Origin of the sequence: Streptomyces yerevanensis, assembly GCF_000716805.1 — a bacterium.
Classification (GTDB): domain Bacteria; phylum Actinomycetota; class Actinomycetes; order Streptomycetales; family Streptomycetaceae; genus Streptomyces; species Streptomyces flaveus.
Genome location: NZ_JNWJ01000045.1, coordinates 1 through 21,365 on the forward strand (window position 1 = coordinate 1; position 21,365 = coordinate 21,365).

At 70.4% G+C, this 21,365-nt stretch carries 19 protein-coding genes; 12 read left to right on the forward strand and 7 right to left on the reverse strand.

The features are described from left to right. Nucleotides 1-118: 118 nt before the first annotated feature. The 7 genes from OP79_RS34975 (at nt 119) to fusA (ending at nt 9,557) form a co-directional block, all read left to right on the forward strand. Complete coding sequence (locus OP79_RS34975) at nt 119-1,501, forward strand: aminotransferase class III-fold pyridoxal phosphate-dependent enzyme (RefSeq protein WP_033325952.1); 1,383 nt, start codon at nt 119-121, stop codon at nt 1,499-1,501. Nucleotides 1,502-1,543: 42 nt separating this feature from the next. Further along, the gene (locus tag OP79_RS34980) at nt 1,544-2,497 is read left to right on the forward strand and encodes a succinylglutamate desuccinylase/aspartoacylase family protein (RefSeq protein WP_033325953.1); all 954 of its coding nucleotides are present in this window, start codon (nt 1,544-1,546) and stop codon (nt 2,495-2,497) included. Further along, nucleotides 2,494-3,951 carry an aldehyde dehydrogenase family protein gene (locus OP79_RS34985; RefSeq protein ID WP_033325954.1) on the forward strand — a complete coding sequence of 486 codons (1,458 nt, stop codon included), beginning with the start codon at nt 2,494-2,496 and terminating at the stop codon, nt 3,949-3,951. The genes OP79_RS34980 and OP79_RS34985 overlap by 4 nt, the downstream gene beginning before the upstream one ends. Next, nucleotides 3,948-4,886 carry an aldo/keto reductase gene (locus tag OP79_RS34990; RefSeq protein WP_033325955.1) on the forward strand — a complete coding sequence of 313 codons (939 nt, stop codon included), beginning with the start codon at nt 3,948-3,950 and terminating at the stop codon, nt 4,884-4,886. Before OP79_RS34985 ends, OP79_RS34990 begins: the two co-directional genes overlap by 4 nt. Before the next feature lie 45 nt (nt 4,887-4,931). Then, nucleotides 4,932-5,597 (forward strand): haloacid dehalogenase type II, encoded by a 666-nt coding sequence (locus OP79_RS34995; protein WP_033325956.1) that lies wholly within the window; start codon nt 4,932-4,934, stop codon nt 5,595-5,597. Nucleotides 5,598-5,636: 39 nt separating this feature from the next. Continuing rightward, on the forward strand, nt 5,637-6,920 hold the full coding sequence (locus tag OP79_RS35000; RefSeq protein WP_033325957.1) for an NAD(P)/FAD-dependent oxidoreductase: 1,284 nt from the start codon (nt 5,637-5,639) through the stop codon (nt 6,918-6,920). Nucleotides 6,921-7,445: 525 nt separating this feature from the next. Beyond that, nucleotides 7,446-9,557 (forward strand): elongation factor G, encoded by a 2,112-nt coding sequence (fusA, locus tag OP79_RS35010; RefSeq protein ID WP_033325960.1) that lies wholly within the window; start codon nt 7,446-7,448, stop codon nt 9,555-9,557. Nucleotides 9,558-9,651: 94 nt separating this feature from the next. On the opposite strand, the gene OP79_RS35015 is transcribed toward fusA, so the two are convergent. Together OP79_RS35015 and OP79_RS35020 are read right to left on the reverse strand one after the other, a co-directional pair. Further along, nucleotides 9,652-9,870: a heavy-metal-associated domain-containing protein gene (locus OP79_RS35015; RefSeq protein WP_033325961.1), complete on the reverse strand. Its 219-nt coding sequence runs from the start codon at nt 9,868-9,870 to the stop codon at nt 9,652-9,654. Between the two features lie 107 nt (nt 9,871-9,977). After that, on the reverse strand, nt 9,978-12,248 hold the full coding sequence (locus OP79_RS35020) for a heavy metal translocating P-type ATPase (protein ID WP_033325962.1): 2,271 nt from the start codon (nt 12,246-12,248) through the stop codon (nt 9,978-9,980). Between the two features lie 190 nt (nt 12,249-12,438). On the opposite strand from OP79_RS35020, the gene OP79_RS35025 reads away from it, so the two are divergent. Then, entirely contained in the window at nt 12,439-13,446 is a 1,008-nt protein-coding gene (locus OP79_RS35025; protein WP_033325964.1) for a hypothetical protein, read from the forward strand. A 240-nt stretch (nt 13,447-13,686) separates the two neighbouring features. On the opposite strand, the gene OP79_RS35030 is transcribed toward OP79_RS35025, so the two are convergent. Next, nucleotides 13,687-15,279, reverse strand: a complete 1,593-nt coding sequence (locus OP79_RS35030) for an MFS transporter (RefSeq protein WP_033325965.1) — start codon at nt 15,277-15,279, stop codon at nt 13,687-13,689. 135 nt (nt 15,280-15,414) lie between these two features. Beyond that, the gene (locus tag OP79_RS35035; protein WP_033325967.1) at nt 15,415-16,428 is read right to left on the reverse strand and encodes an NAD(P)/FAD-dependent oxidoreductase; all 1,014 of its coding nucleotides are present in this window, start codon (nt 16,426-16,428) and stop codon (nt 15,415-15,417) included. A gap of 97 nt (nt 16,429-16,525) precedes the next feature. On the opposite strand from OP79_RS35035, the gene OP79_RS35040 reads away from it, so the two are divergent. Further along, the gene (locus OP79_RS35040) at nt 16,526-17,113 is read left to right on the forward strand and encodes a helix-turn-helix domain-containing protein (RefSeq protein ID WP_211270919.1); all 588 of its coding nucleotides are present in this window, start codon (nt 16,526-16,528) and stop codon (nt 17,111-17,113) included. Between the two features lie 128 nt (nt 17,114-17,241). Continuing rightward, complete coding sequence (locus OP79_RS35045) at nt 17,242-18,114, forward strand: class I SAM-dependent methyltransferase (protein ID WP_033326137.1); 873 nt, start codon at nt 17,242-17,244, stop codon at nt 18,112-18,114. Nucleotides 18,115-18,275: 161 nt separating this feature from the next. Here OP79_RS35045 and OP79_RS35050 read toward each other — a convergent pair whose 3' ends face one another. The 3 genes from OP79_RS35050 to OP79_RS35060 form a co-directional block, all read right to left on the reverse strand. Beyond that, a complete protein-coding gene (locus OP79_RS35050) occupies nt 18,276-18,791 on the reverse strand; it encodes a GNAT family N-acetyltransferase (protein WP_033326139.1) in 516 nt (171 codons plus the stop codon). A 227-nt stretch (nt 18,792-19,018) separates the two neighbouring features. Further along, nucleotides 19,019-19,225, reverse strand: coding sequence for a DUF397 domain-containing protein (locus OP79_RS35055; protein ID WP_033325971.1), 207 nt, complete (start codon nt 19,223-19,225; stop codon nt 19,019-19,021). A gap of 105 nt (nt 19,226-19,330) precedes the next feature. Next, entirely contained in the window at nt 19,331-19,771 is a 441-nt protein-coding gene (locus OP79_RS35060; RefSeq protein ID WP_342669570.1) for a Scr1 family TA system antitoxin-like transcriptional regulator, read from the reverse strand. Between the two features lie 282 nt (nt 19,772-20,053). Here OP79_RS35060 and OP79_RS35065 point away from each other — a divergent pair, with 282 nt between their 5' ends. Both OP79_RS35065 and OP79_RS35070 read left to right on the forward strand, forming a co-directional pair. After that, nucleotides 20,054-20,683 (forward strand): ATP-binding protein, encoded by a 630-nt coding sequence (locus OP79_RS35065; RefSeq protein WP_211270920.1) that lies wholly within the window; start codon nt 20,054-20,056, stop codon nt 20,681-20,683. Between the two features lie 147 nt (nt 20,684-20,830). Further along, a complete protein-coding gene (locus OP79_RS35070; RefSeq protein WP_033325972.1) occupies nt 20,831-21,364 on the forward strand; it encodes an RNA polymerase sigma factor in 534 nt (177 codons plus the stop codon). Nucleotide 21,365 lies beyond the last annotated feature (1 nt).

The following is a 21,365-nucleotide window of genomic DNA, read 5'->3' on the forward strand; positions in this document are numbered from 1 at the left end:
TCGCGATCCTCGCTCTCGGCCTGGTCGCCCTGGTGCGCTGGCTCGGCTCCGGACGGCAGGGCTCCCTGCTGTCGGTCGAGAACACGGCAGGGGTCGCCAACCCCGGAGGCGAGACCGTATGACCACCGCCACCGCTCAGCTGACCGCCGCCACCGCTCAGCGGCACCTGCTGCTGAACATGACCGCCAACGGTTCGCTCGGCCCCGAGGGCGAGGACCTCCTCGTCGTCCAGCGGGGGGAGGGCCCGTACGTCGACGACGCGGACGGCAGGCGCTACATCGACGGCCTGTCGGGGCTGTACTGCTGCCAGCTCGGCTACTCCTACGGCCCCGAGTTCGCCGAGGCCGCCGAACGGCAACTGCGCGAGCTGTGCTACAGCCCGCTGTGGACCGGCTCCGCGCATCCGTCGGCGATCGAACTCGCCGAGCGGCTGTCCCGGATCGCCCCCGTGGACATCGAGCACACCTTCTTCTCGAGCGGCGGCGCCGAAGCCGTCGAGACCGCCTGGAAGATCGCCCGCCGCTACCACGCGCTGCGCGGCGAGCCGGGCCGCACCAAGGCCATCGCCCGGCGCGGCGCCTACCACGGGCTGACCATCGGCACCCTGTCGCTCACCGACGACCCGGGCCTGACGGAGCCGTACGGCCCGCCGGCGATCGACACCCGGTTCGTGTCGAACACCAACCGCTTCGGCCTCGCACCGGAGTACGCGGACGACGACCTGTACACGGCCCGGCTGCTCGCCGAACTGGAGGCCGCGATCCTGGCCGAGGGCCCGGAGACCGTCGCCATGCTCATCGCCGAGCCGGTGCAGAACCGCGGCGGCTGCATCACCCCGCCCAAGGGGTACTGGCCGGGTCTGCGGGCGCTGGCCGACCGGTACGGCTTCCTGCTCGTCGCCGACGAGGTGATCACGGCCTTCGGCCGGGTCGGCGAGTGGTTCGGCGGCGACCGCTACGGCGCCCGCCCGGACATCGTCACCGTCGCCAAGGGCATCACCGCCGGATACGCCCCCATGGGCGCAACTCTCGTCAGCAACCGCGTAGTTGACGTCATCAACCGGCCCGGCGCGGTCCTCAACCACGGCTACACCTTCGCCGGGCACCCGCTGAGCGCGGCCATCGCCCTGCGCAACCTGGAGATCATGGAGCGGGACCGGATCCTGGACAACGTCCACGGCCTCCAGGACCACCTCGCGAACCGCATGGCGTCCCTCACGGACCTGCCGATCGTCGGCGACGTCCGCGGCACCGGGTTCTTCTACTCCTGCGAACTCGTCGGCGACCTCGACGACGGCGGTTTCAGCGACCTTGCCCGGGCCGGCCTGATCGTCGACCTGATCCCGCGCAGGCTGCGCGAGGCGGGCCTCCTCGCCCGCGTCTACAACCGGTCCGCGCCGCTGGTCCAGATCGCGCCCCCGCTGATCAGCGACCGCGCCCTCCTGGACCGTATCGCCGACATCCTCGCGGTCACCCTCGCCGAGGCGTCTGCCCGCATCTGATCCGCATCTGATCCACGTATTCATGTATTGGGAAGGAACCCCATGTATTCCATCGGTCCGCTGACCGTCGCCCCCGGCGAGCGCGCCCAGGGCCTGATCCCGGTCGGCACCAGCAGCTACGGCGTGGAGCTCGGCATTCCGCTGATCGTCGTCAACGGCGTTCAGGACGGCCCGGTCCTGTGTGTGGACGCGGGCGTGCACGGCGACGAGTACGACGGCCAGGAGGCCATCCGGCGTGTGCTCGCCGAGATCGACCCGGCCACCCTGCGCGGCACCGTCGTCGGCATCCCCTGCCTGAACACCCCGGCCTTCGAGGCGGCCGCCCGTGCCAGCGGCATCGACCACCTCAACCTCAACCGGATCTTCCCCGGGGATGCGGAGGGCTCGTACTCCCAGCGGCTGGCCGCGACGTTCGTCGAGAAGGTCGTCCCCGCCGTCGATGCCGTGGTCGACCTGCACACCGGTGGTGCCTACGGCGAGATCGCCCCGCTGGTCATCCTCCAGGGCGGCTACGAGGACCTGGCCACCGACCTGGCGCTGGCGGCCGGTCACGAGCTGGTCTGGAAGGGCGGCAAGTGGGGCGGCACGGTCCGCCACCCCGTTCTCGCGGCAGGCAAGCCCGCCATCACCATCGAGGTCGGCGGCGGCACCTACCGCGAGGCCAATGTCGAGACGCACATGAACTCGATCCGCAACGTCCTGCGCAGCCTCGGCATGACCGACGGCGAGGCGGAGCTGCGGGACACCTACACCACCGTCTCCGGCACCTTCGCCCGCTCCGCCTCCGGCGGCTTCTTCGTCGCTCGCGCCGAGCCGGGAGAGAACTGCAAGGAAGGCGACCTGATCGCCACCATCACCGACCACTACGGCAACACGCTGGAAGAGGTCACCGCGCCGCAGGACGGCATCGTGCTCTGGGTCCGCCGGATCCGCACCGTCCGCCCCGGCGACGAAGTCGTCATCTTCGGTGAGGTCCTCGGAGAGATCCAGCCATGACCGACGAACTGCAGCTGACCGAGCTGCTCATCGACGGCAAGCAGGTCCCCGCCGCCGACGGCCGGTTCTTCACGGTCCTCGACCCCTCCGACGGGACGGCCATCGCCCAGGTGGCGCTGGCCGGCGAGGTGGACGTAAACCAGGCGGTGGCTGCCGCACGGGCGGCGTTCACCTCTCCCGAGTGGGCCGGGATGCGCGCCGCAGACCGGGGCCGGATCCTCTACCGGATCGCGGAGGCCATCCGCCACCAGGGCGAACGGCTGGCGCGTCTGGAGAGCCAGGACGTCGGCAAGCCGCTCCGCCAGGCGAAGGCCGATGTCGAAGCGGCGGCCCGCTACTTCGAGTTCTACGCGGGCGTCGCCGACAAGCTCGGCGGCACCACGATCCCCCTCGGGCCCGGCCTCATCGACTACACCGTTCGTGAGCCGATCGGCGTCTCCGGGCAGATCATCCCCTTCAACTACCCGCTGCAGAACACCGCGCGGGGTTCCGCCCCGGCACTGGCGGCGGGCTGCACGGTGGTGCTCAAGCCATCCCCGGAGGCGCCCCTCACCCCGCTGGAGGTCGCCCGGATCGCCCTGGAGTGCGGCCTTCCGCCGGGCGTCCTGAACGTCGTCCCCGGTGACGGCGAGACCGGCGCGGCCCTCGCCGGCCACCCGGACATCAACCAGGTCACCTTCACCGGCTCGGTGCCCACCGGCATCAAGGTCGCCCAGGCGGCCGCCGCCAACGTGGTGCCCTCCGTCACCGAGCTGGGCGGCAAGTCGCCGGTCGTCGTCTTCGCCGACGCCGACTTCGACCTGGCGCTCGGAGCCGTCGCCGCCTCGGCCTTCGGCAACGCCGGGCAGACCTGTTCGGCCGGTACGCGGCTGCTGCTCCAGCGCGGCGCCGAGGAGTTCCTCGAGAAGTTGGTCTCGCACGCCGCTTCCCTGCGCATCGGCCCCGGGCTCACCGACCCGGACATCGGCCCGCTCGTCGCCGCACGGCAGCGCGACCGGGTGCTGGGCTACCTGGACGTGGCCCGGCAGGAGGGCGCGACGGTCCGCGTCGGCGGCGCCCCATCGGACCCGGCCCTGGCCGACGGCTACTACGTCGAGCCGACCGTCCTCACGGGCCTGACCAACGACGCCCGGTGCGCCCGTGAGGAGATCTTCGGACCCGTCGTCACCGTCATCGAGTTCGACGACGCCGACGAGGCCCTGGACATCGCCAACGACAGCTCGTACGGCCTCGCTTCGTATGTCTGGACCCGGGACATCGACAAGGCGATGCGCCTGGCCGAGGGCATCCGGGCCGGCCAGGTCTACGTCAACGCCACCGGCGTCGGCACCGGCGTCGAGCTCCCCTTCGGCGGCTACAAGCACAGCGGCTGGGGCCGGGAGAAGGGCCTCGCAGCACTCGACAGCTACACGCAGACCAAGAACGTCTGCATCGGCTTCGGGAACCGGTCATGAGATACCGCACGCTCGGTGAACGCGGCCCGGCCGTCTCCGCGGTGGGCGTCGGCGGCAACAACTTCGGCTCCCGCCTCGACGAGGACGGCACGAAGGCCGTCGTCCACGCGGCCATCGACGCCGGGATCACGCTCTTCGACACCGCCGACATGTACGGCGGGTTCGGGGAGAGCGGCACCGGGCGCGGTGACGGCGAACGGCTCCTCGGTGCCGCCCTCAAGGGGCACCGCGACGAGGTCGTGCTGGCCACCAAGTTCGGTATGGAGATGGGCCGGGACGCGGACATGTACGGGCCGCGCGGGTCACGTGCCTACCTCCGGTACGCCGTAGAGGCGTCACTGCGCCGGCTCGGCACGGACCGGATCGATCTGTACCAGTACCACGAGCCGGACGGCGTCACTCCGCTGGAGGAGACGGTGGCCGCGCTCCGAGAGCTGGTCGACGAGGGCAAGATCCGGTACATCGGCTGCTCCAACCTCCCGGCCGAGGACCTCACCGACGCCTTCGTCTCCACCCAGGCGCGCTACCACCTGCTCGACCGCGGCGTGGAGCGGGACCTGATCCTGGCCTGCCTGCGCCATGGCGTCGGCCTGCTGCCGTACTACCCGCTGGCCAACGGCCTGCTCAGCGGCAAGTACCGGCGCGGCGAGCAGCCCCCACCCGGCAGCCGACTGTCCTGGCGGGAGGGCTGGCTCACCGACGCGGCCCTCGACAAGGTCGAGGCGCTCACCGCGTACGGCGTCGAACGCGGTCTGACCCTCCTCCAGGTCGCCGTGGGCGGACTGGCCGCGCTCCCCGCGGTCGGCTCGGTCATCTGCGGCGCCATGAACCCCGAACAGGTCGCCGCCAACGCGGCGGCGGCCGACTGGATCCCCGACGCGGCCGACCTGGCCGCACTGGACGCGATCGTCACCCCCGGCGAACGCGTCGTCTGAAGCCCCCACATCCTCTGGAAACCCGCGAAATAGAGGCTGAACACCATGCGAGAGATCGTCACCTTCGACGCCTACGCCACCCTCATCAACTTCGAACTCGGCCCCACGACCCTGAAGGTCCTCAAGGATCGGCTGGATCTGGACAACCTGGACGTCGACGAGTTCCTCGACGACTTCCGTGTCATGCGCTTCCAGGCCGTCCTGGAGGCCTACCGCCCGTACCACGAGATCCTGCACTCCAGCCTGCGCAACGCCATGCGTCTGCACGGCCTGGAGTATCGCGAGTCCGACGGTGACGCACTCGTCGAGGCCGTCCCCACCTTCGGCCCCTGGCCGGAGGTCCCGGACGCGCTGCGCGCCCTGAAGACCAAGTACGAGATCGCCATCATCTCCAACACCGACGACAACTTGATCGCGCGCAACGTCGAGAACATCGGCGTCGAGTTTGACTACGTCATCACCGCCCAGCAGGCCGGCGCCTACAAGCCGGACCGCCAGACCTTCGAGTACGCCTTCAAGACCATGGGCGTCGAGCCGTCCCAGGTCATCCACACCGCCCAGGGCTGGGAGTACGACCACATCCCGACCCGCGACCTCGGCCTGAAGCGCCGGGTGTGGATCAACCGCTACGGCCGCCTCGGCAGCGCCGACTACCAGCCGTACGACGAGCTGTCCGACATGTCGGGCCTGCCGGCGCTGCTCGGCTGCTGAGAACACCGGTACGACACGGACGATGTGAGGACGCACGCCATGAAGCAGATCCCCTACTGGCTCGACACCGCTCCCGCCCTGCCCGACCGGTCCGGAAAGGACCTGCCCGACGAGGCGGACGTAGTGGTCATCGGTGGCGGCCTCACCGGCCTGTCCACCGCCTACCACACCGCCCGCAAGGGCGCCCGGACCGTCCTTGTCGAGAAGGACAAGGTCGGCTCCGGCGCCTCCGGGCGCAACGGCAGCATGTGCACCCAGGGCATCACCATCAGCCCCGCCGAGGCGCGTAAGCGCTACGGCCAGGAGCGCGCACTCGAGCTGTACAACGCCTTCCGCGAGGCGGTCGACGTCGTCGAGGAGCTCACCCGCACCGAGAACATCGACTGCGACTTCAACCGCTCGGGGCGCCTCGGCGCGGTCTGCAAGCCCGGGCACTTCGACGGCCTGCGGGCCAAGCAGCGCGACCTGGCCGACAACTTCGGCCACGAGACGATCGTCCTGAGCAAGAGCGAACTGCGGGCCGAACTCGGCACGGACTACTACCACGGCGCCCTGCTCGACCCGCTCAGCGCGGGCCTGCACGTGGGCAAGTTCGTCGGTGGCCTGGCAGACGCCGCCGAGCGTGCCGGCGCCGAGATCCACGAGCGCAACGCCGCCACCGGCCTCACCCGCCTCCCCGGCGGCGGCTTCGTGGTGGAGACCATGAACGGCACCATCCGGGCCAAGCAGGTCATGGCGGCGACGGACGCCTACACCGACAAGTCGATGCCGTGGTTCCGCAAGCGGCTGATCAACGTCGGCAGCTTCATCATCGTCACCGAGCCGCTGGGGGAGGCACGCGCCAAGGAGCTGATCCCGAACGGCCGCCTGCTGGTCGCCCACAAGAATGTCGGCCACTACGTCCGCCTCACCCCGGACAACCGCCTCGCCTTCGGCGGCCGGGCCCGCTTCGCCCCCTCCAACCCGGCCTCCGACGTCAAGAGCGGCGACATCCTCAAGCGGGAGATGACGGAGATCTTCCCGCAGCTGGCCGGGACGCGGATCGACTACGTCTGGGGCGGCATGGTCGGCTTCTCCTGGGACCGCATCCCGCACGCGGGCGAGGTCAACGGCCTGTACTACTCCATGGGTTACTGCGGCCACGGCGTGCAGATGGCCACGTACATGGGCCGGGCGGTCGCCGAGATGATGGACGGCAAGCCGGAGGCCAACCCCCTGCGCGGCTTCGGCTTCCCGAAAGTGCCCGTCCCCTTCTACAACGGCACCCCCTGGTTCCTGCCGTTCGGCGGCGCCTACTACAAGGCCAAGGACCGACTGCGCTGAGGTGACGGTGCGGTGGTACGGCGGGGGCTTGCCGCGAAGTGGTCGCGGGAAGCCCCCGCCGTTCCTGTGACGATGGACCCGCCGACAGCGCCCGACCGGCCTTGACCTGCCGATCTGCCGTAGCGAAAAACCCGGTGCCCCGCCCGCGCCGAGTTACCTACACTCGCCGTGCAACGCGCGCTGCCACGACATGGCGGCGCGCCTCGTGATGAGCGAGACGAGTGAGGGGAGCCCGACCGTGCGGTACCGCACCGTTGTCGTCGTTCCCCGGTCGCTGTACGAGGTGATCCTCGTGTCTTCGGCTGCCCGGTGCCCGCTGCGCGGCCGGTACCGGATGACCGTGACGAACGCCTGACTCGGCACCACCTGACGCGGCAACGCCCGACTCGACGAGTCGGCTCGCACACCACCTCAACGCCTGGTCCCTGCCTGCCCGTTGCCGTCTCGACAGGCCAGTCTCCACAGGCTCGTTTCGTCCGGGAATCGCGCTGCCCCATTCTGGATCATCCCGAAAGGCCATGGGCCGTGCGCAACGACCTGCACCGTCAACTCACCAGTCCGCTCACCGCCGTTCGCAATCTGGGCATCCTCGCCCACGTCGACGCGGGGAAGACCACCATCACCGAGCGGATCCTGTACGCCACCGGAACCACCCACAAGCGGGGTGAGGTCCATGACGGCACGACCGTCACCGACTTCGACTCTCAGGAGCGCGATCGTGGCATCACCATCTTCGCCGCGGCGGTCAGCTGCGCCTGGGACGGCCACCGGATCAACCTGATCGACACTCCGGGCCATGTCGACTTCTCCGACGAGGTGGAACGCTCGCTGCGCGTGCTCGACGGCGCGATCGCGGTGTTCGACGCCGTCGCGGGAGTGGAGCCGCAGAGCGAGTCGGTGTGGCGGCAGGCCGACCGGCACGGTGTGCCACGGATCGCCTTCGTCAACAAGCTGGACCGCGCCGGTGCCGACCTCGACACGGCGGTCGAGTCGATCCGGGAGCGGTTGCATCCGGCCCCGTTGGTAGTCCAGTTGCCGATCGGCACGGAGGACGGTTTCACCGGAGTGGTGGATCTGGTGCGTATGAGGTCGCTGGTCTGGGCCGACGGCAGCGAGGCGGTCGACGAAGGTCCGGTTCCGGATGCCCTGCGGGATGAAGCACACCGGCGCCGACGGCAGTTGGAGGAAGCGGTGGCGGAAGTCCACGCGCCCGCACTGGAGGAGTTCTGCGCGCGGTCCACTCTCTCCACGCGGACGCTGACCGCCGCGCTGCGCGATCTGACCCGTACCGGTGACGGCGTGGTCGTGCTGTGCGGCTCGGCCTATCGCAACCGCGGAATCGAGCCGCTGCTGGAGGCCGTCGTCGCGTACCTGCCCTCGCCCCTGGACGTGCCCGCGATACGCGGCACTCAGGACGGCGCGGAGCAGGAACGGGCCGCCGACCCGGCGGCGCCGTTCGCGGCACTGGCATTCAAGGTGAACGCCACCGCCACGGGGCGGCTGACGTACGTACGTCTGTACTCGGGAACGATCGAGAAGGGAGAGACGGTGTGGGACGCGGGCGCACGCCGCACCGAGCGCATCGGGCGGATTCTGCGGGTCCAGGCCGACCGCCACGCGGAGCTGGACCGGGCCGTGGCCGGGGACATCGTCGCGGTGGTCGGGCTGAAGTCCGCCCGCGCCGGGGCGACCCTGTGCGCACCCTCGGCTCCCCTGCTTCTCGAACCGCCGACCGCCGCCGATCCGGTCGTCTCCGTGGCGGTCGAGGCGAGCAGGAGCACCGACACCAACCGCTTGGCGTCCGCGTTGACGCGGCTGGTCGAGGAGGATCCCTCGCTGGTGGTCAGGACCGACCCCGAGACCGGCCAGACCGTGCTGTCGGGGATGGGTGAGCTGCATCTGGAGGTGGCGGTGGAGAAGATCCGGCGCGCCCACGGGCTGGCCGTCGGCGTCGGCCGGCCGAGGGTGGCGTACCGGGAGACCCTCGTCCGTGGCGTGTCGGGGCTGGTGTACCGGCATGTCAAACAGGACGGAGGCGCCGGTCAGTTCGCCCATGTCGTCCTCGACGTGGGGCCGCTGGAGGCCGCCTCTGGTGCCGCCGGTTCCGATGGTGCCGGTGGCGCGACCGGCTTCGCGTTCCGGTCGGCCGTCGTCGGGGGCCGGGTGCCGAAGGAGTACGTACGAGCGGTCGAAGCGGGTTGCCGGGACGCGCTGGCCGAGGGACCGCTCGGCGGTCATCCGGTGACCGGGGTGAACGTCGTGCTGACCGACGGGGCGACCCATCCGAAGGACTCTTCGGAGATGGCGTTCCGGACGGCCGGCCGACTCGCGCTCCGTGACGCTCTGCGCGCCGGCGAGATGGCGCTCCTGGAACCGGTGGTCGACATCACGGTCACCGTGCCCGAGGACGCCATGGGCGGGGTGCTCGGCGACCTCGCGGCGCGGCGCGGCCGGGTCTCCGGCTCGGTCGCGCGGGCGGGCGCGGTGGTGATCACGGCGACCGTGCCGCTGGCCGAACTGTTCGGCTATGCCACGCGGTTGCGCAGCCGCACCCAGGGCCGGGGCACCTTCACCACCCGGCCTGCCGGGTACGCCCCGGCACCGAGCGCGGCGTCCGACGGGGTTCCGGCCCGGTAGCCCCAAGGACGGTGGCCGCAAAGACGGTCCCGCCCGTACGAGACGTACACGGGCGGGACCGTTCCGGGCTGCTGCGCATGGCCGGCCGCGTGCCCTACTGCTCGCGGCGGGCTATCAGGTCGTAGCCGGCCTCGTCCACGGCCTCGGCGACCGCGTCGTACGCCAGGCGCTCGCCGCTGGACACCGTCACGCGGCCGGTCTTCAGGTCGACCTCCACGCCCGTGACGCCGTCGAGCGCGCCGACCTCGGACGAGACGGCCTTGACGCAGTGGTCGCACGTCATGCCCTTGACCTCGTAAATGTCCTGCACCATGACTCTGCTCCTGTCGGTTCTTGTCTCTTCGCCTGTCTTCGCTTGTCTCTTCGCTTCGTGTCTCTGCTCGATGCGTCCCATTATACCCCTAGGGGGTATCTTCCCTGTCAAGAGCCCGCCGCCTGGAATCCCCGCAGGCGCAGGCTGTTGCCCACCACGAAGACCGACGAGAACGCCATCGCCGCTCCCGCGATCATCGGGTTGAGGAGGCCGGCCGCCGCGAGGGGGAGGGCGGCGACGTTGTAGGCGAAGGCCCAGAACAGGTTGGACCTGATGGTGCCGAGGGTCCGGCGCGAGAGGCGGATCGCGTCGGCCGCGGCGCGCAGATCGCCCCGTACGAGAGTGAGGTCGCCGGCCTCGATGGCCGCGTCCGTGCCCGTACCCATGGCCAGCCCCAGGTCCGCCTGCGCCAGCGCGGCCGCGTCGTTGACGCCGTCGCCGACCATCGCCACCGAACGGCCCTCCGCCTGAAGGCGCTTGACCACGTCCACCTTGTCCTGGGGGAGTACCTCGGCGATGACCTCGTCGATACCGACCTCGGCGGCGACGGACCGTGCGACCGCTTCGTTGTCGCCGGTCAGCAGGATCGGGGTCAGGCCGAGTGCCCGCAGCCGTGTGATCGCCTCGGGGCTGGTCTCCTTGACGGCGTCGGCCACCTCGAGAACCGCACGGGCCTCGCCGTCCCAGGCGACCGCGATCGCCGTACGTCCGGCCGCCTCGGCCTCCGCCTTGGCGCGCTCCAGGTTCACGGGCAGCCGAATCTCCCACTCCGCAAGCAGCTTTTCCCGGCCGACCAGGACCGCGTGCCCCTCGACGATGCCCTGGACGCCGAGGCCCGCGACGTTCGCGAAGTCCTCCGGGGTGGGCAGCTCGCCGACCTTCTGCGCGGCGCCCGAGGCCACCGCCTTCGCGATGGGGTGCTCCGAGGAGTGCTCCAACGCACCGGCCAGGCGTAGTACTTCGTCCTCGGTGGTGCCGTCGGCGGTGTGCACGGACAGGAGGGCCATCCGTCCGGTGGTCACCGTGCCGGTCTTGTCGAGGACGATCGTGTCGACCTTGCGCGTGTTCTCCAGCACCTCGGGGCCCTTGATCAGGATGCCGAGCTGCGCGCCGCGCCCGGTGCCGACCATGAGGGCGGTCGGGGTGGCGAGACCCAGGGCGCACGGGCAGGCGATGATCAGGACGGCGACCGCGGCGGTGAAGGCGGCGGTCAGCCCGGAGCCGTTGCCGAGCCAGAAGCCGAGGGTGGCCAGGGCGAGGCCGATGACGACCGGTACGAAGACCGCGGAGATCCTGTCGGCGAGGCGCTGGGCGGCGGCCTTGCCGTTCTGTGCGTCCTCCACCAGCTTGGCCATACGGGAGAGTTGGGTGTCGGCGCCGACACGGGTGGCCTCTACGACGAGCCGTCCGCCGACGTTGAGCGTGGCACCGGTGACGCCGTCGCCGGTCGCGACCTCGACCGGTACGGACTCGCCGGTCAGCATGGAGGCGTCCACGGCGGAGGAGCCCTGGACGACGACACCGTCCGTGGCGATCTTCTCGCCGGGCCGCACCAGGAAACGGTCGCCGACCTTCAACTCGGCGGTGGGGATGGTCTGTTCGCGGCCATCGGCCCGCAGGACCGTGACGTCCTTCGCACCGAGCTCCAGCAGCGCCTTGAGAGCCGCGCCCGCCTTCCGCTTGGACCGGGCCTCGAAGTAGCGGCCCGCGAGGATGAAGGCGGTGACTCCGGCGGCGGCTTCCAGGTAGATGTTCCCGGCGCCGTCGCTGCGGGCGATGGTCAGCTCGAAGGGGTGCGTCATACCGGGCGTGCCGGCCGTTCCGAAGAAGAGGGCCCACACCGACCACAGGAACGCGGCCGACGTACCGACCGAGATCAGCGTGTCCATGGTGGCCGCACCGTGCCGGGCGTTGGTCCAGGCGGCGCGGTGGAAGGGCCAGGCGGCATACGTGACGACGGGCGCCGCCAGTGTCAGGGACAGCCACTGCCAGTACTCGAACTGCAGGGTCGGGATCATCGCCATCGCGACGACCGGCACGGCGAGGGTGACGGCGGTGATCAGGCGCTCGCGGAGCGGCCGCAGTTCGTCGTACGCACCGGAACCGGGCCCCTCCTCGCCGCCGGTCGCGGGCTCGGGGCGTACGGGCGCGGGCTCGTGGGCGGTGTAGCCGGTGGCCTCGACCGTGGAGATCAGGTCCTGGACGGAGACGTCCTCGCCGCTGTACGTGACCTTGGCCTTCTCGGTCGCGTAGTTGACGGTCGCCTCGACGCCGTCCATGCGGTTGAGCTTCTTCTCGATCCGGGCCGCGCACGAGGCGCAGGTCATGCCGCCGATGGCGAGTTCGACCTCGGCGGCGCCGGGTGTGGTGGTGGCCATGTCCGCTCCTCGCAGCATGTTGGAAGTATACCCCCTAGGGGTATAAAGCTCTACGCCTCTATGTATACCCCCCACCCGTATTCGATTCAAGGGGTGATTCGACTTGACTATGTACCCCCTGGGGGTATGTTGGAAGACGTCGGTCGCCCCCGAACGGCGGCCCTTGAGACCTTTGAGAAGGGACCACGCCATGCACACCGCACTGAAGATCACGACCTTCACCGCCGCGCTCGCCGCGACCTTCGGCACGGCCTACGGGGTGGGTAACGCCCTCGACCCCGTGGTGTCCGACGACAAGACCACCGAGACCGCGCAGCACGACAGCCACGCGACGAGCACGAAGGACGACGGGGGCGGGGGAGGAGGCTCAGACACGGAGAAGGCCGGCGGGCACGCGGCGGAACTGCCCGGCGGGCTGCAGACCTCCGAGGGCGGCTACACGCTCGACCTGAAGACCTCGCGCATCGAGGCCGGCGCGGCCACCGAGCTGAGCTTCGCCATCGTCAAGGACAGCACCGGACGGAACGTGACCGCGTACCAGCGGGAACACGAGAAGGAACTGCACCTCATCGTCGCCTCACGCGACCTCACGGTCTATCGCCACCTCCACCCCACCCGTGCCGCCGACGGCACCTGGTCGATCCCGGTCGAGCTGCCGAAGGCGGGTGGTTACCGCGTCTTCGCAGACTTCACGCCCAAGGGCGCCGCAGAGGGCCTGACCCTCGGCTCCGACCTCGCGGTGTCGGGCCCGTACAAGCCGGCCGAACTGCCGAAGGCCGCCCCCGCCGCGATCGTCGACGACTACAAGGTCACGCTCAACGGCGAGCTCCGCCCCGGCACAGGCAGCGAACTGAAGCTGAACGTCACCAAGGACGGCAAGCCGGTGAAGAACCTCCAGCCCTACCTGGGCGCATACGGCCACCTGGTCGCCCTCCGCTCAGGAGACCTCGCCTACCTCCACGTCCACCCCAACGGCGAGCCCGGCGACGGCAAGACGAAGCCCGGCCCCGAGGTGTCCTTCACGGCAACAGCCCCCAGCAAGGGCGCGTACCGCCTCTTCCTCGACTTCAAGCACGAGGGCAAGGTCCGTACGGCGGCCTTCACGGTTCACGCGGGGGGCACGCCGGCGGCGGCGGAACCGACGACGGCGGAGCCGGGCGCGGACGGGCATGGTTCGGACTCGGGCCACGGGCACTGAAACGGTGGGCACCGCCCGCTCCTTGACCTGTCGGCGTGATTCGCGCGCGACGGTGCCAGGTGACCTGACGGTGCGTGAGACGATCCCTGATTCCAGACCAGGCATTACCCCCATGTGAGAGACCAGGTCACGAACCCGGCGCACGATCAGCCGGGCCGTGACCCGGTCGGCTGATCGTGCGGCTGGCGAACGCGGTGTACGCGGAGCGGTCTGCTTGCTGAGCACCCGGCTCTTGTGCGGTCAGCCGGCGGCGACGGCCTCAGCGGGGTCTGTCTCGTCCGCGACCGCGGAGGGCGTGTTCTTGGGGCCGCGGAAGGCGATGTAGACGAATAGGACGCCCATGACGGCGGCGCCTACCCACATGGACTGCTGCCAGCCGTCGACGAAGGACTGCTGGGCTGCGTGGAGCAGGTCCTGTGCGTGCGGGCCGGTACTGCCCGCCACCTCAACCGCATTGGCGACGCCCTCGCGGGCGGTGTCCGCGGCGCCTTGGGGGATGCCGTGCAGCCTGTCGTCGATGGCGCTGCGGTAGCCGGCGGACACGAGCGCGCCGAGCAGGGCGACGCCGAGTGCGGTACCGAACTCGCGGGTGACGTCGTTGAGGGCGGAGGCGACGCCCTGTTTCTCGCGCGGCAGGGAGGCGGTGATGGCCTCCGTGGACGGGGTCATCGACAGGCCCATGCCGACGCCCATGGCGAGCAGGCCGGGCAGGATGGACAGGTAGCCGCCGCCGACGGAGACGAACAGGGCCATGAGCGCCATGCCGACGCTGGCCATCGCAATGCCCACCACCATGGTCGAGCGAGCGCCGATGCGGGCGGCAAGCCTGGGGGCCAGGCCGGAGGCCATCATCATCATGACGGCCATGGGCATCATCGACACCGTGGACAGTAGGCCCGACCAGCCGAGTACGGCCTGGAAGAACGGGAAGAGGACCACGCCGATGCCCGCCTGGACACCGAAGACCACCAGCAGCGTGATCGAGCCGCCGGCCAGACCGCGCTCCCGGAACAGCCGCACGTCCAGCAGCGAGGCGTCGCGGCGGTGCAGCTCCCAAGCTACGAAACCGACAGTGGCGATGAGGCCGACGGCGAGGCTGATCAGCGTCTCGGGGGCGGTCCAGCCGCGTTCGGGGCCTTCCTGCAGGACGAAGATGAGGCCGACCACGGCGACGGTGGAGACCAGCGCGCCGACAGTGTCGAATCGGTGGGCCGAGGTCTCGCGGGAGTTCGGAACCGACGTCACCGTCATGGCCAGGGCCACGAGGACCAGGACCACCGGCAGGACGAACAGCCAGCGCCAGTCGGCGACGTCGACGAGGAGCGCGGAGAGGAACATGCCCAGGATGCCGCCACCTCCGGCGACACCGGTCCACACGCCGATCGCCTTGCCGCGCTGCTCTTCGGGGAAGGTGGAGGTGATGACGGCAAGCGTGATCGGCATGATCATCGCGGCGCCGATGCCGCTGGCCACGCGCGAGGCGAGCATCACTTCCGCCGTCGGGGCCAGGCCCGCGACAACGGTGGCGATGCCGAAGACACCCAGTCCGGCGATGAGCATGGGCTTGCGGCCCAGGCGGTCGCCGACGGCGCCGAGCGGCAGCAGCAGCGCGGCCAGGGCAAGGGTGTAGATGTTGATGATCCACAGGACCGTGCTCTGGGAGGCGCCGAATTCCACGGCCATGTGGGTCTGCGCGACGTTCAGCCCGGTCACCGAGGCGATGACCGCCATCAGGGCGATGGAGACGGCGATCAGGATCGTGCGCAGTTGACGCGCGTCGGGGGCACCTCCGCCGCTGGCTTGCACGGCCGGTACGGGCTGGTTCGTACTCATGGATTCCTCTCAAAATGGGCATGTCGAGTCAGCGCCGGAGCAGCGCCGGTCGCCGAGTGAAGGGGTGGGCGGGGCCCGGGCGCCGCGCGCATCGCCGGGTGCGGTCGAGCGGTGAGCCGGTGCCGTGCCGGGACGTCAGGCGGCGGGGGTCTCGCCCTGGGCTGCGGCGAGGGCCGCGTCGGTGTCCGCGGTGGCCAGCACAGCGTTGATGTGGGAGCCGGCCAGGGCGCCGGCCGCTGCGGAGGCGCCGACCTGGGCGGTGAGGTCGGTGGCGTTGCCGGCCACCCACACGCCCGGCACCTCGGTGGTGCCGGCCATGCCGGAGGCGAAGCGGCGGCCCATGTTGTCGGGCAGGTCCTCCATCGGCAGCTTCAGACCGTCCAGGCCCTCGATGCGGGCCTGCATCTGCGTGGCGACCGCGAGGACACGGCGGGCCACGACCTGGCCGTCGGTCAGGCGCACCCCGGCGAGGGTGCCGTCCTCGTTGTTGACGACCTCCTGCACCGGGGTGTCGACGATGCGGATGCTGCGGGCGGCGAAGCGGGCGCGGGTGTCCTCATCCAGGTGAGTGCCGTGGGCGAAGTAGGTCAAGTCCTCGGTCAGCTGCCGGAACAGGAGTGCGTGGCCGATGGAGGCCGGGCCGGTGGCGAGGATGCCGATGGGCTGATCGCGCACCTCCCAGCCGTGGCAGTACGGGCAGTGCACCACCCCGTGTCCCCAGTGCCCGGCGAGCCCGGGAACCTCGGGCAGCACGTCCCGCAGGCCGGTGGCCACCAGGACCCGGCGCGCGGTCACGCTCCGGCCGTCGGCCAGGGTGATGGTGAAACGCAGGTCCCCGTCAGCAGACGGGGCGGCGGGCTCGGCCGAGGCGACCTCGCCGAAGACGATGCGCCCGCTGTACTGGCGCACCTGCTCCCGGCCCCGCCGAAGGATCTCAAGGGGCGGGGTGCCGTCCAGGAGGATGAAGCCGTGCATGGCCTCGGCCGGCGCGTTGCGCGGGGAGCCGCTGTCGATCACGACGACCGAGCGGCGGGAGCGGGCGAGCATCAGCGCACCGTTCAGCCCCGCGGCGCCCCCGCCGATCACCACCGCGTCGACGGTTCCCCCGGGCAGTGCGTCGCTCGCGTACGGAGAAGTCGTCACAGCCATGTCCTCCCACCCTTTCCTCGTGCGTGGTCCCAGACGTTGCGGACCACCTGCACACGACGCTAACCCCGTATTGCATCAACGGCATACAATGTTGCTCATGACGCAAGAAGGTGGAGAGCTGGACAGCCTCGTACGCAAACGCATCCGCGCTCTGCGGGTGGCGCAGGGCTGGTCGCTGGAGGAACTGGCCACCCGCGCCCACCTCAGCCAGTCCTCACTGAGCCGCATCGAGAACGGCCAGCGCCGCCTCGCACTGGATCAGCTGGTCACTCTCGCCCGCGCCCTGGACACCACGCTGGATCAGCTCGTGGAGACCGCCACCGACGACGTAGTCACCAGCCCGACGATCGACAGCACCCACGGCCAGATGCGCTGGACCGTCAAGGCCGACCCCGGGATGAGCGTGGTGCGCCAGCGCATGACCGAACCACCACCCGAGAACCCGGCGCGCATGCGTGCCCACCCGGGGCACGAATGGCTCGTCGTCCTGTCCGGCACCGCGATCCTCATGCTCGGCCACCGCCGCTTCCGCCTCGAGACCAACCAGGCCGCCGAGTTCCCCACGATGATGCCGCACGCCATCGGCGCCGAGGGCGGGCCCTGCGAGATCCTGGGCATCTTCGACCGCGACGCCCGCCGCGGCCACCAGCGCGACGGCGGCGACGCTCAGGGCGCTCCCGAATGACGGCACGGGCCGCGCGACGGCCTCCGCAGCGGTGACCTCTTGCGCGTCGGGCAGCACCCCCGACCATCGTATTGCGTAAACGGGAAGATTTCGTGCCGCAGGCGCATAACCGTCTTAGCGTGAAGAGCATGAACCACGCACACACGCACACCCCCCACCACGGCGCTTCGCACGGTCACCACCACAAGCACGGAACCGCCGGCCAGGCGGAGATCCTCGACCTGGACGCCGAGGTCCTCGCCGAGCACACCGCCTCCATCACCGCATGGCTGCCACTGCACACCGGCCCACACCACATCGTGGACCTGGGCTGCGGCACGGGCGCGGGCACCTTCGCCCTCCTGGACCGCTTCCCCGACGCGCACGTCACCGCCGTCGACGCCTCCGCCGAACACCTTCAGCGCCTGCGCACCAAGGCGTGCGCCCGCGGCGTCCAGAAGCGCGTACGCACCGTGCAGGCCGACCTCGATGAAGCCGCCTGGCCCGACCTCGGCTCACCGGACCTGGTCTGGGCGTCGGCCTCGATGCACCACATGGCCCACCCCGACCGCGCACTGCGCACCGTCCACGACGCGCTCGCGCCCGGCGGCCTGTTCGCCGTCGTCGAACTGGCCGGCCACCCCCGCTTCCTGCCCGAAAGCGCCCCCAAGGACCGGCCCGGCCTGGAAGAGCGCGTCCACGCCGCGGCCGACCGCCTCCAAGCCGAACACATGCCCCACCGCGGCGCCGCCTGGGGCCCGATGCTGACCGCCGTCGGCTTCACAGTCGAGGACGAACGCACCATCGCCGTGAACATCGAAGGCTCCCGCAGCGGAGCGATCGGCCTCTACGCCCTCGGCATCCTGCAGCGCATCCGCAGCGTCATCGCCGAAAGGCTCTCCCCCGAGGACCTCACCGCGCTCGACCAGCTCCTCGACACCAGCAGCCCGCACAGCATCCTGCGCCGCGACGACCTGACGGTACGCACCGAGCGCACCGTCTGGGCCGCCCGCCGCACCTGACCCCGAACACGAGTGCCGGTTAAGAACGCTGTCACCAGTCGCAAATAAGGGGGTGTCACGTCCGGCGGGGTCGCGCTCAGCAACGCGTCGGGCGACTGCGTAGACGCCGGGTCGGGCGTACCGCCCCAGAGAGAAGCTCACCATCAAGACCGGCAAAAACGTCAGACCCGCTCGAACGGCTCCGTGTACTTGAAGACGCCCCGCAGCGTGGGGTCGTGGGCGGTCAGGGTGCGGACCTGGAAGTACTCGCCCCACGCGGGGTCCGGTGCGGTGATGCCGTAGGCCGTGCTGGTGCGGAAACCGTAGCGGCCGTAGTACGCGGGGCTGCCGAGGAGGGCGACGAGGGGCTCGCCCAGGGCATCCGCTGCGCCGAGCACGGTGTGGACAAGGGCGAGGCCGACGCCGCGGCGCTGGTGGTCGGGGTGCACGCTGAGCGGGCCGAGACCCAGGGCGGGGGCAGTGCCGACATGGCCCCGGGTGCAGACCACGTGGCCTACTACCTCGTCCTTGTCGCTGAGTGCCACGAGCGACAGTTCCGGCAGCCAGCCGTCGCAGGTGCGCAGCTCGTCGAGGAGGGTTACCTCCACCGGAACCGTAGTCTCCGGCTTGGCGAAGGCCGCCGCGGTGACGGTGCTTACGGAGGGGACATCGGCAGGCGTTTCGCGTCGGATCAGCACCGGCACAGTCTGGGCCCCGAGCTGCGGCGCCACAAAGGATTTCTGGGTACGCCCGGCCGCCCGCACCAGTAGCCGGTGAAGACGACGCGGTCGGGTGCGCCGCTCCGGTGGCGTGAGATTGGTCGCTGGCCCGGAGCCCTCCGCCTGGCGTGTGACGACACCCGTGACGAGGTCCTCATGTTCGACGTGAAGCATCCCGTTGTTCCGCTCGGAGGCCCTGGGCGGGACTACCCGACCGCGAGGGTTATGAACGCATCCCACTTGCCCCGGCCGACCCGCAGCACCGGCCCGCCACCCGCAATCTTCGAGTCCCGTACGTACACGGCGTCCAGGCCGGAAGCCACCTCCACGCAGTCGCCGCCGCCCGATCCGCTGTAGCTGCTCTTGAACCAGCGCAGCTCATCCACGCTCTCGGTTACCTGCCCCACGCTCATGTCTCTCCCGCCAGCCGTCCGATGAGCCGCGCAGACTCGACGCCGTTCAGAGCCTGCGATCGCAGCTTGCCATAGCGCAACCCGAAGACGCTGACCTCTGCTGGATCACGGACGACGCACCCGACCTCCTGGGACTCGATGTATCCGAGGTGCCGATGCTCCTTCGTCTCCAGCATCACGCGCCCGCGCGTACGCCTCCGTCTGCAACAGCCCCGGCACCAGCAGCGGATCGTACGAGAAGCGGCTCAAGACCTCCGCCTCGATGAGCGCGAAGTTGCGGAAGAACCGAGGGAGCTTGGCTCGATCCACCTTGTCCTGGAGGACCTCCAGGACCCCGCGCGCATCCAGCACCCGGTCCGCCGCCGTGGTGAACGCGGCCTTCGCCGGCCGCCGCCCCTGCTCGACCGAGGCGACCTGCTCCAGTGAGTAACCGATCGCCTCACCGAGCTCCTGCTGGCTCAACCCGGCCCGCATACGCAGATATTGGAGCAGTCTGCCGTACGCCGACCACGCACCCGGCAGGTCGCTCTCTTCCTTCGTCTTCACCGCGAGACTGTTCCGCGTCTCCCGCACCGCACCCACGTCCTCACGCCCTTCCGTCCCGGAGCGCACCTGCCTTCGCCACTACCCACAGCGCTCGTCAACCCCGCTGCGCCGGGGCCGTGTTCAACGCGGGCCGCGATCGCCGGGATACGGCTTCGGACCCGTACAACGCCCGTACAGGACCCGTACAACCAAGGCGAGCAACGACCGCGTACTCCGTACGACGAGGCCGACGTACGGCCGTTGCACCTGGTCACCGGCGCCCCGCCCACCCACGCTGACACCGTGACACAGCAACAGACCACCGACACCGGTGAACCCCGTACCCCCGCCCACCAGTTGACCCTCCACCTCAGCAGCACCAGGCGGGGCGCCCGGCTCGCACGCCAACTCGCCGTCCAGCAGTTCACCGAGTGGACCGGCCTCCCGCACGACTCCGATCCCGCCCGCACCGTCGCCCTCGTCACGGCCGAGCTGGCGTCCAACGCCATCACGCACGGCAACGTTCCCGGCCACGACTTCCGGCTGGCGCTGCTCCACCTGCCCCGGCCCACCGCCGTACGGATCGAGGTGACGGACACCCGCCCCGAGCGGTTGCCCCCCGATCCCGCCTCCCTCGCCCCGCCTGCCGACGCGACGTCGGGCCGCGGTCTGCTCCTCGTCCAGGCGTACGCGGACCGCTGGGGCTGCACTGTCCACGACGCGTACACCAAAACCGTCTGGGCCGAGGTGTCCCATAGCCGGCAAGAGCACGGCCAGCCTCGCCACAGCACTCAAGGCGGCCAAACCGGAAGAGTTCAGGCCGTTCGCGCAGGAGTCCGCGGCAGGCGCGTGCGACTGACCACACCGCTCAGCCGAACAGGACGGCGGAGCCGCTTCCAGGTCTTTGCCGCCCGCCCGGTGAGCCTGGTCTGACACCGAGAATGCGGCGGCACCCGCACCGGCGCGGCTCCAGCGGCTGTCGCAGTGGTGACGGTGGAGCACTCGGCGCGGATGATTCCCGGCTCTCCCGAACGTTTCCCCGCACTGCTCCGTCATTAAGGAAACGAGGAAGGACTGGCCATGGCGCGCAGCGCACGACGGGCCCATGAGAAGGACGATCCTCCAGGCTTGGCCGATGCGACAGAGGTCAGGCGGGTGCGAGCGGTTCTGGCCTTGGGTGGCGTGCCCTGGGACGCGCTGGACGACGGTGTGCAGCAGGTCAGGCTCAAGTTGCTTGAGGAGCAGGCCAAGCCGGCGCGGCCGGAGGTGCGCAATCGTTTGGCCTGGCTCACCGTTGTTGCCTCCCGTGTGGCGAGTGACTGGCACCGGTCACAGAGCAGAGACGCCGGACTGCGTCAGCGCCTGGCTGAGCGGTGGTCCCAGCCGCCGGCGGAGCACTCGGAGGAACACCGGGTCCTTGCCCTGGCGGTGGCGGAGGAGCTTGATTCGATGCCCGCGGCGCAGCGGCAGGTACTGGTGCTGCGCTACTACGCGGACCTGCCCATCCGCGAGATAGCGCTGCTCCTGCGCGTCCCCGAAGGAACGATCAAAAGCCGCCTGCACACGGCCCATGCGGCGATGCGGGCGCGGCTGCGCCAAGTGGAGGTGATCTGAC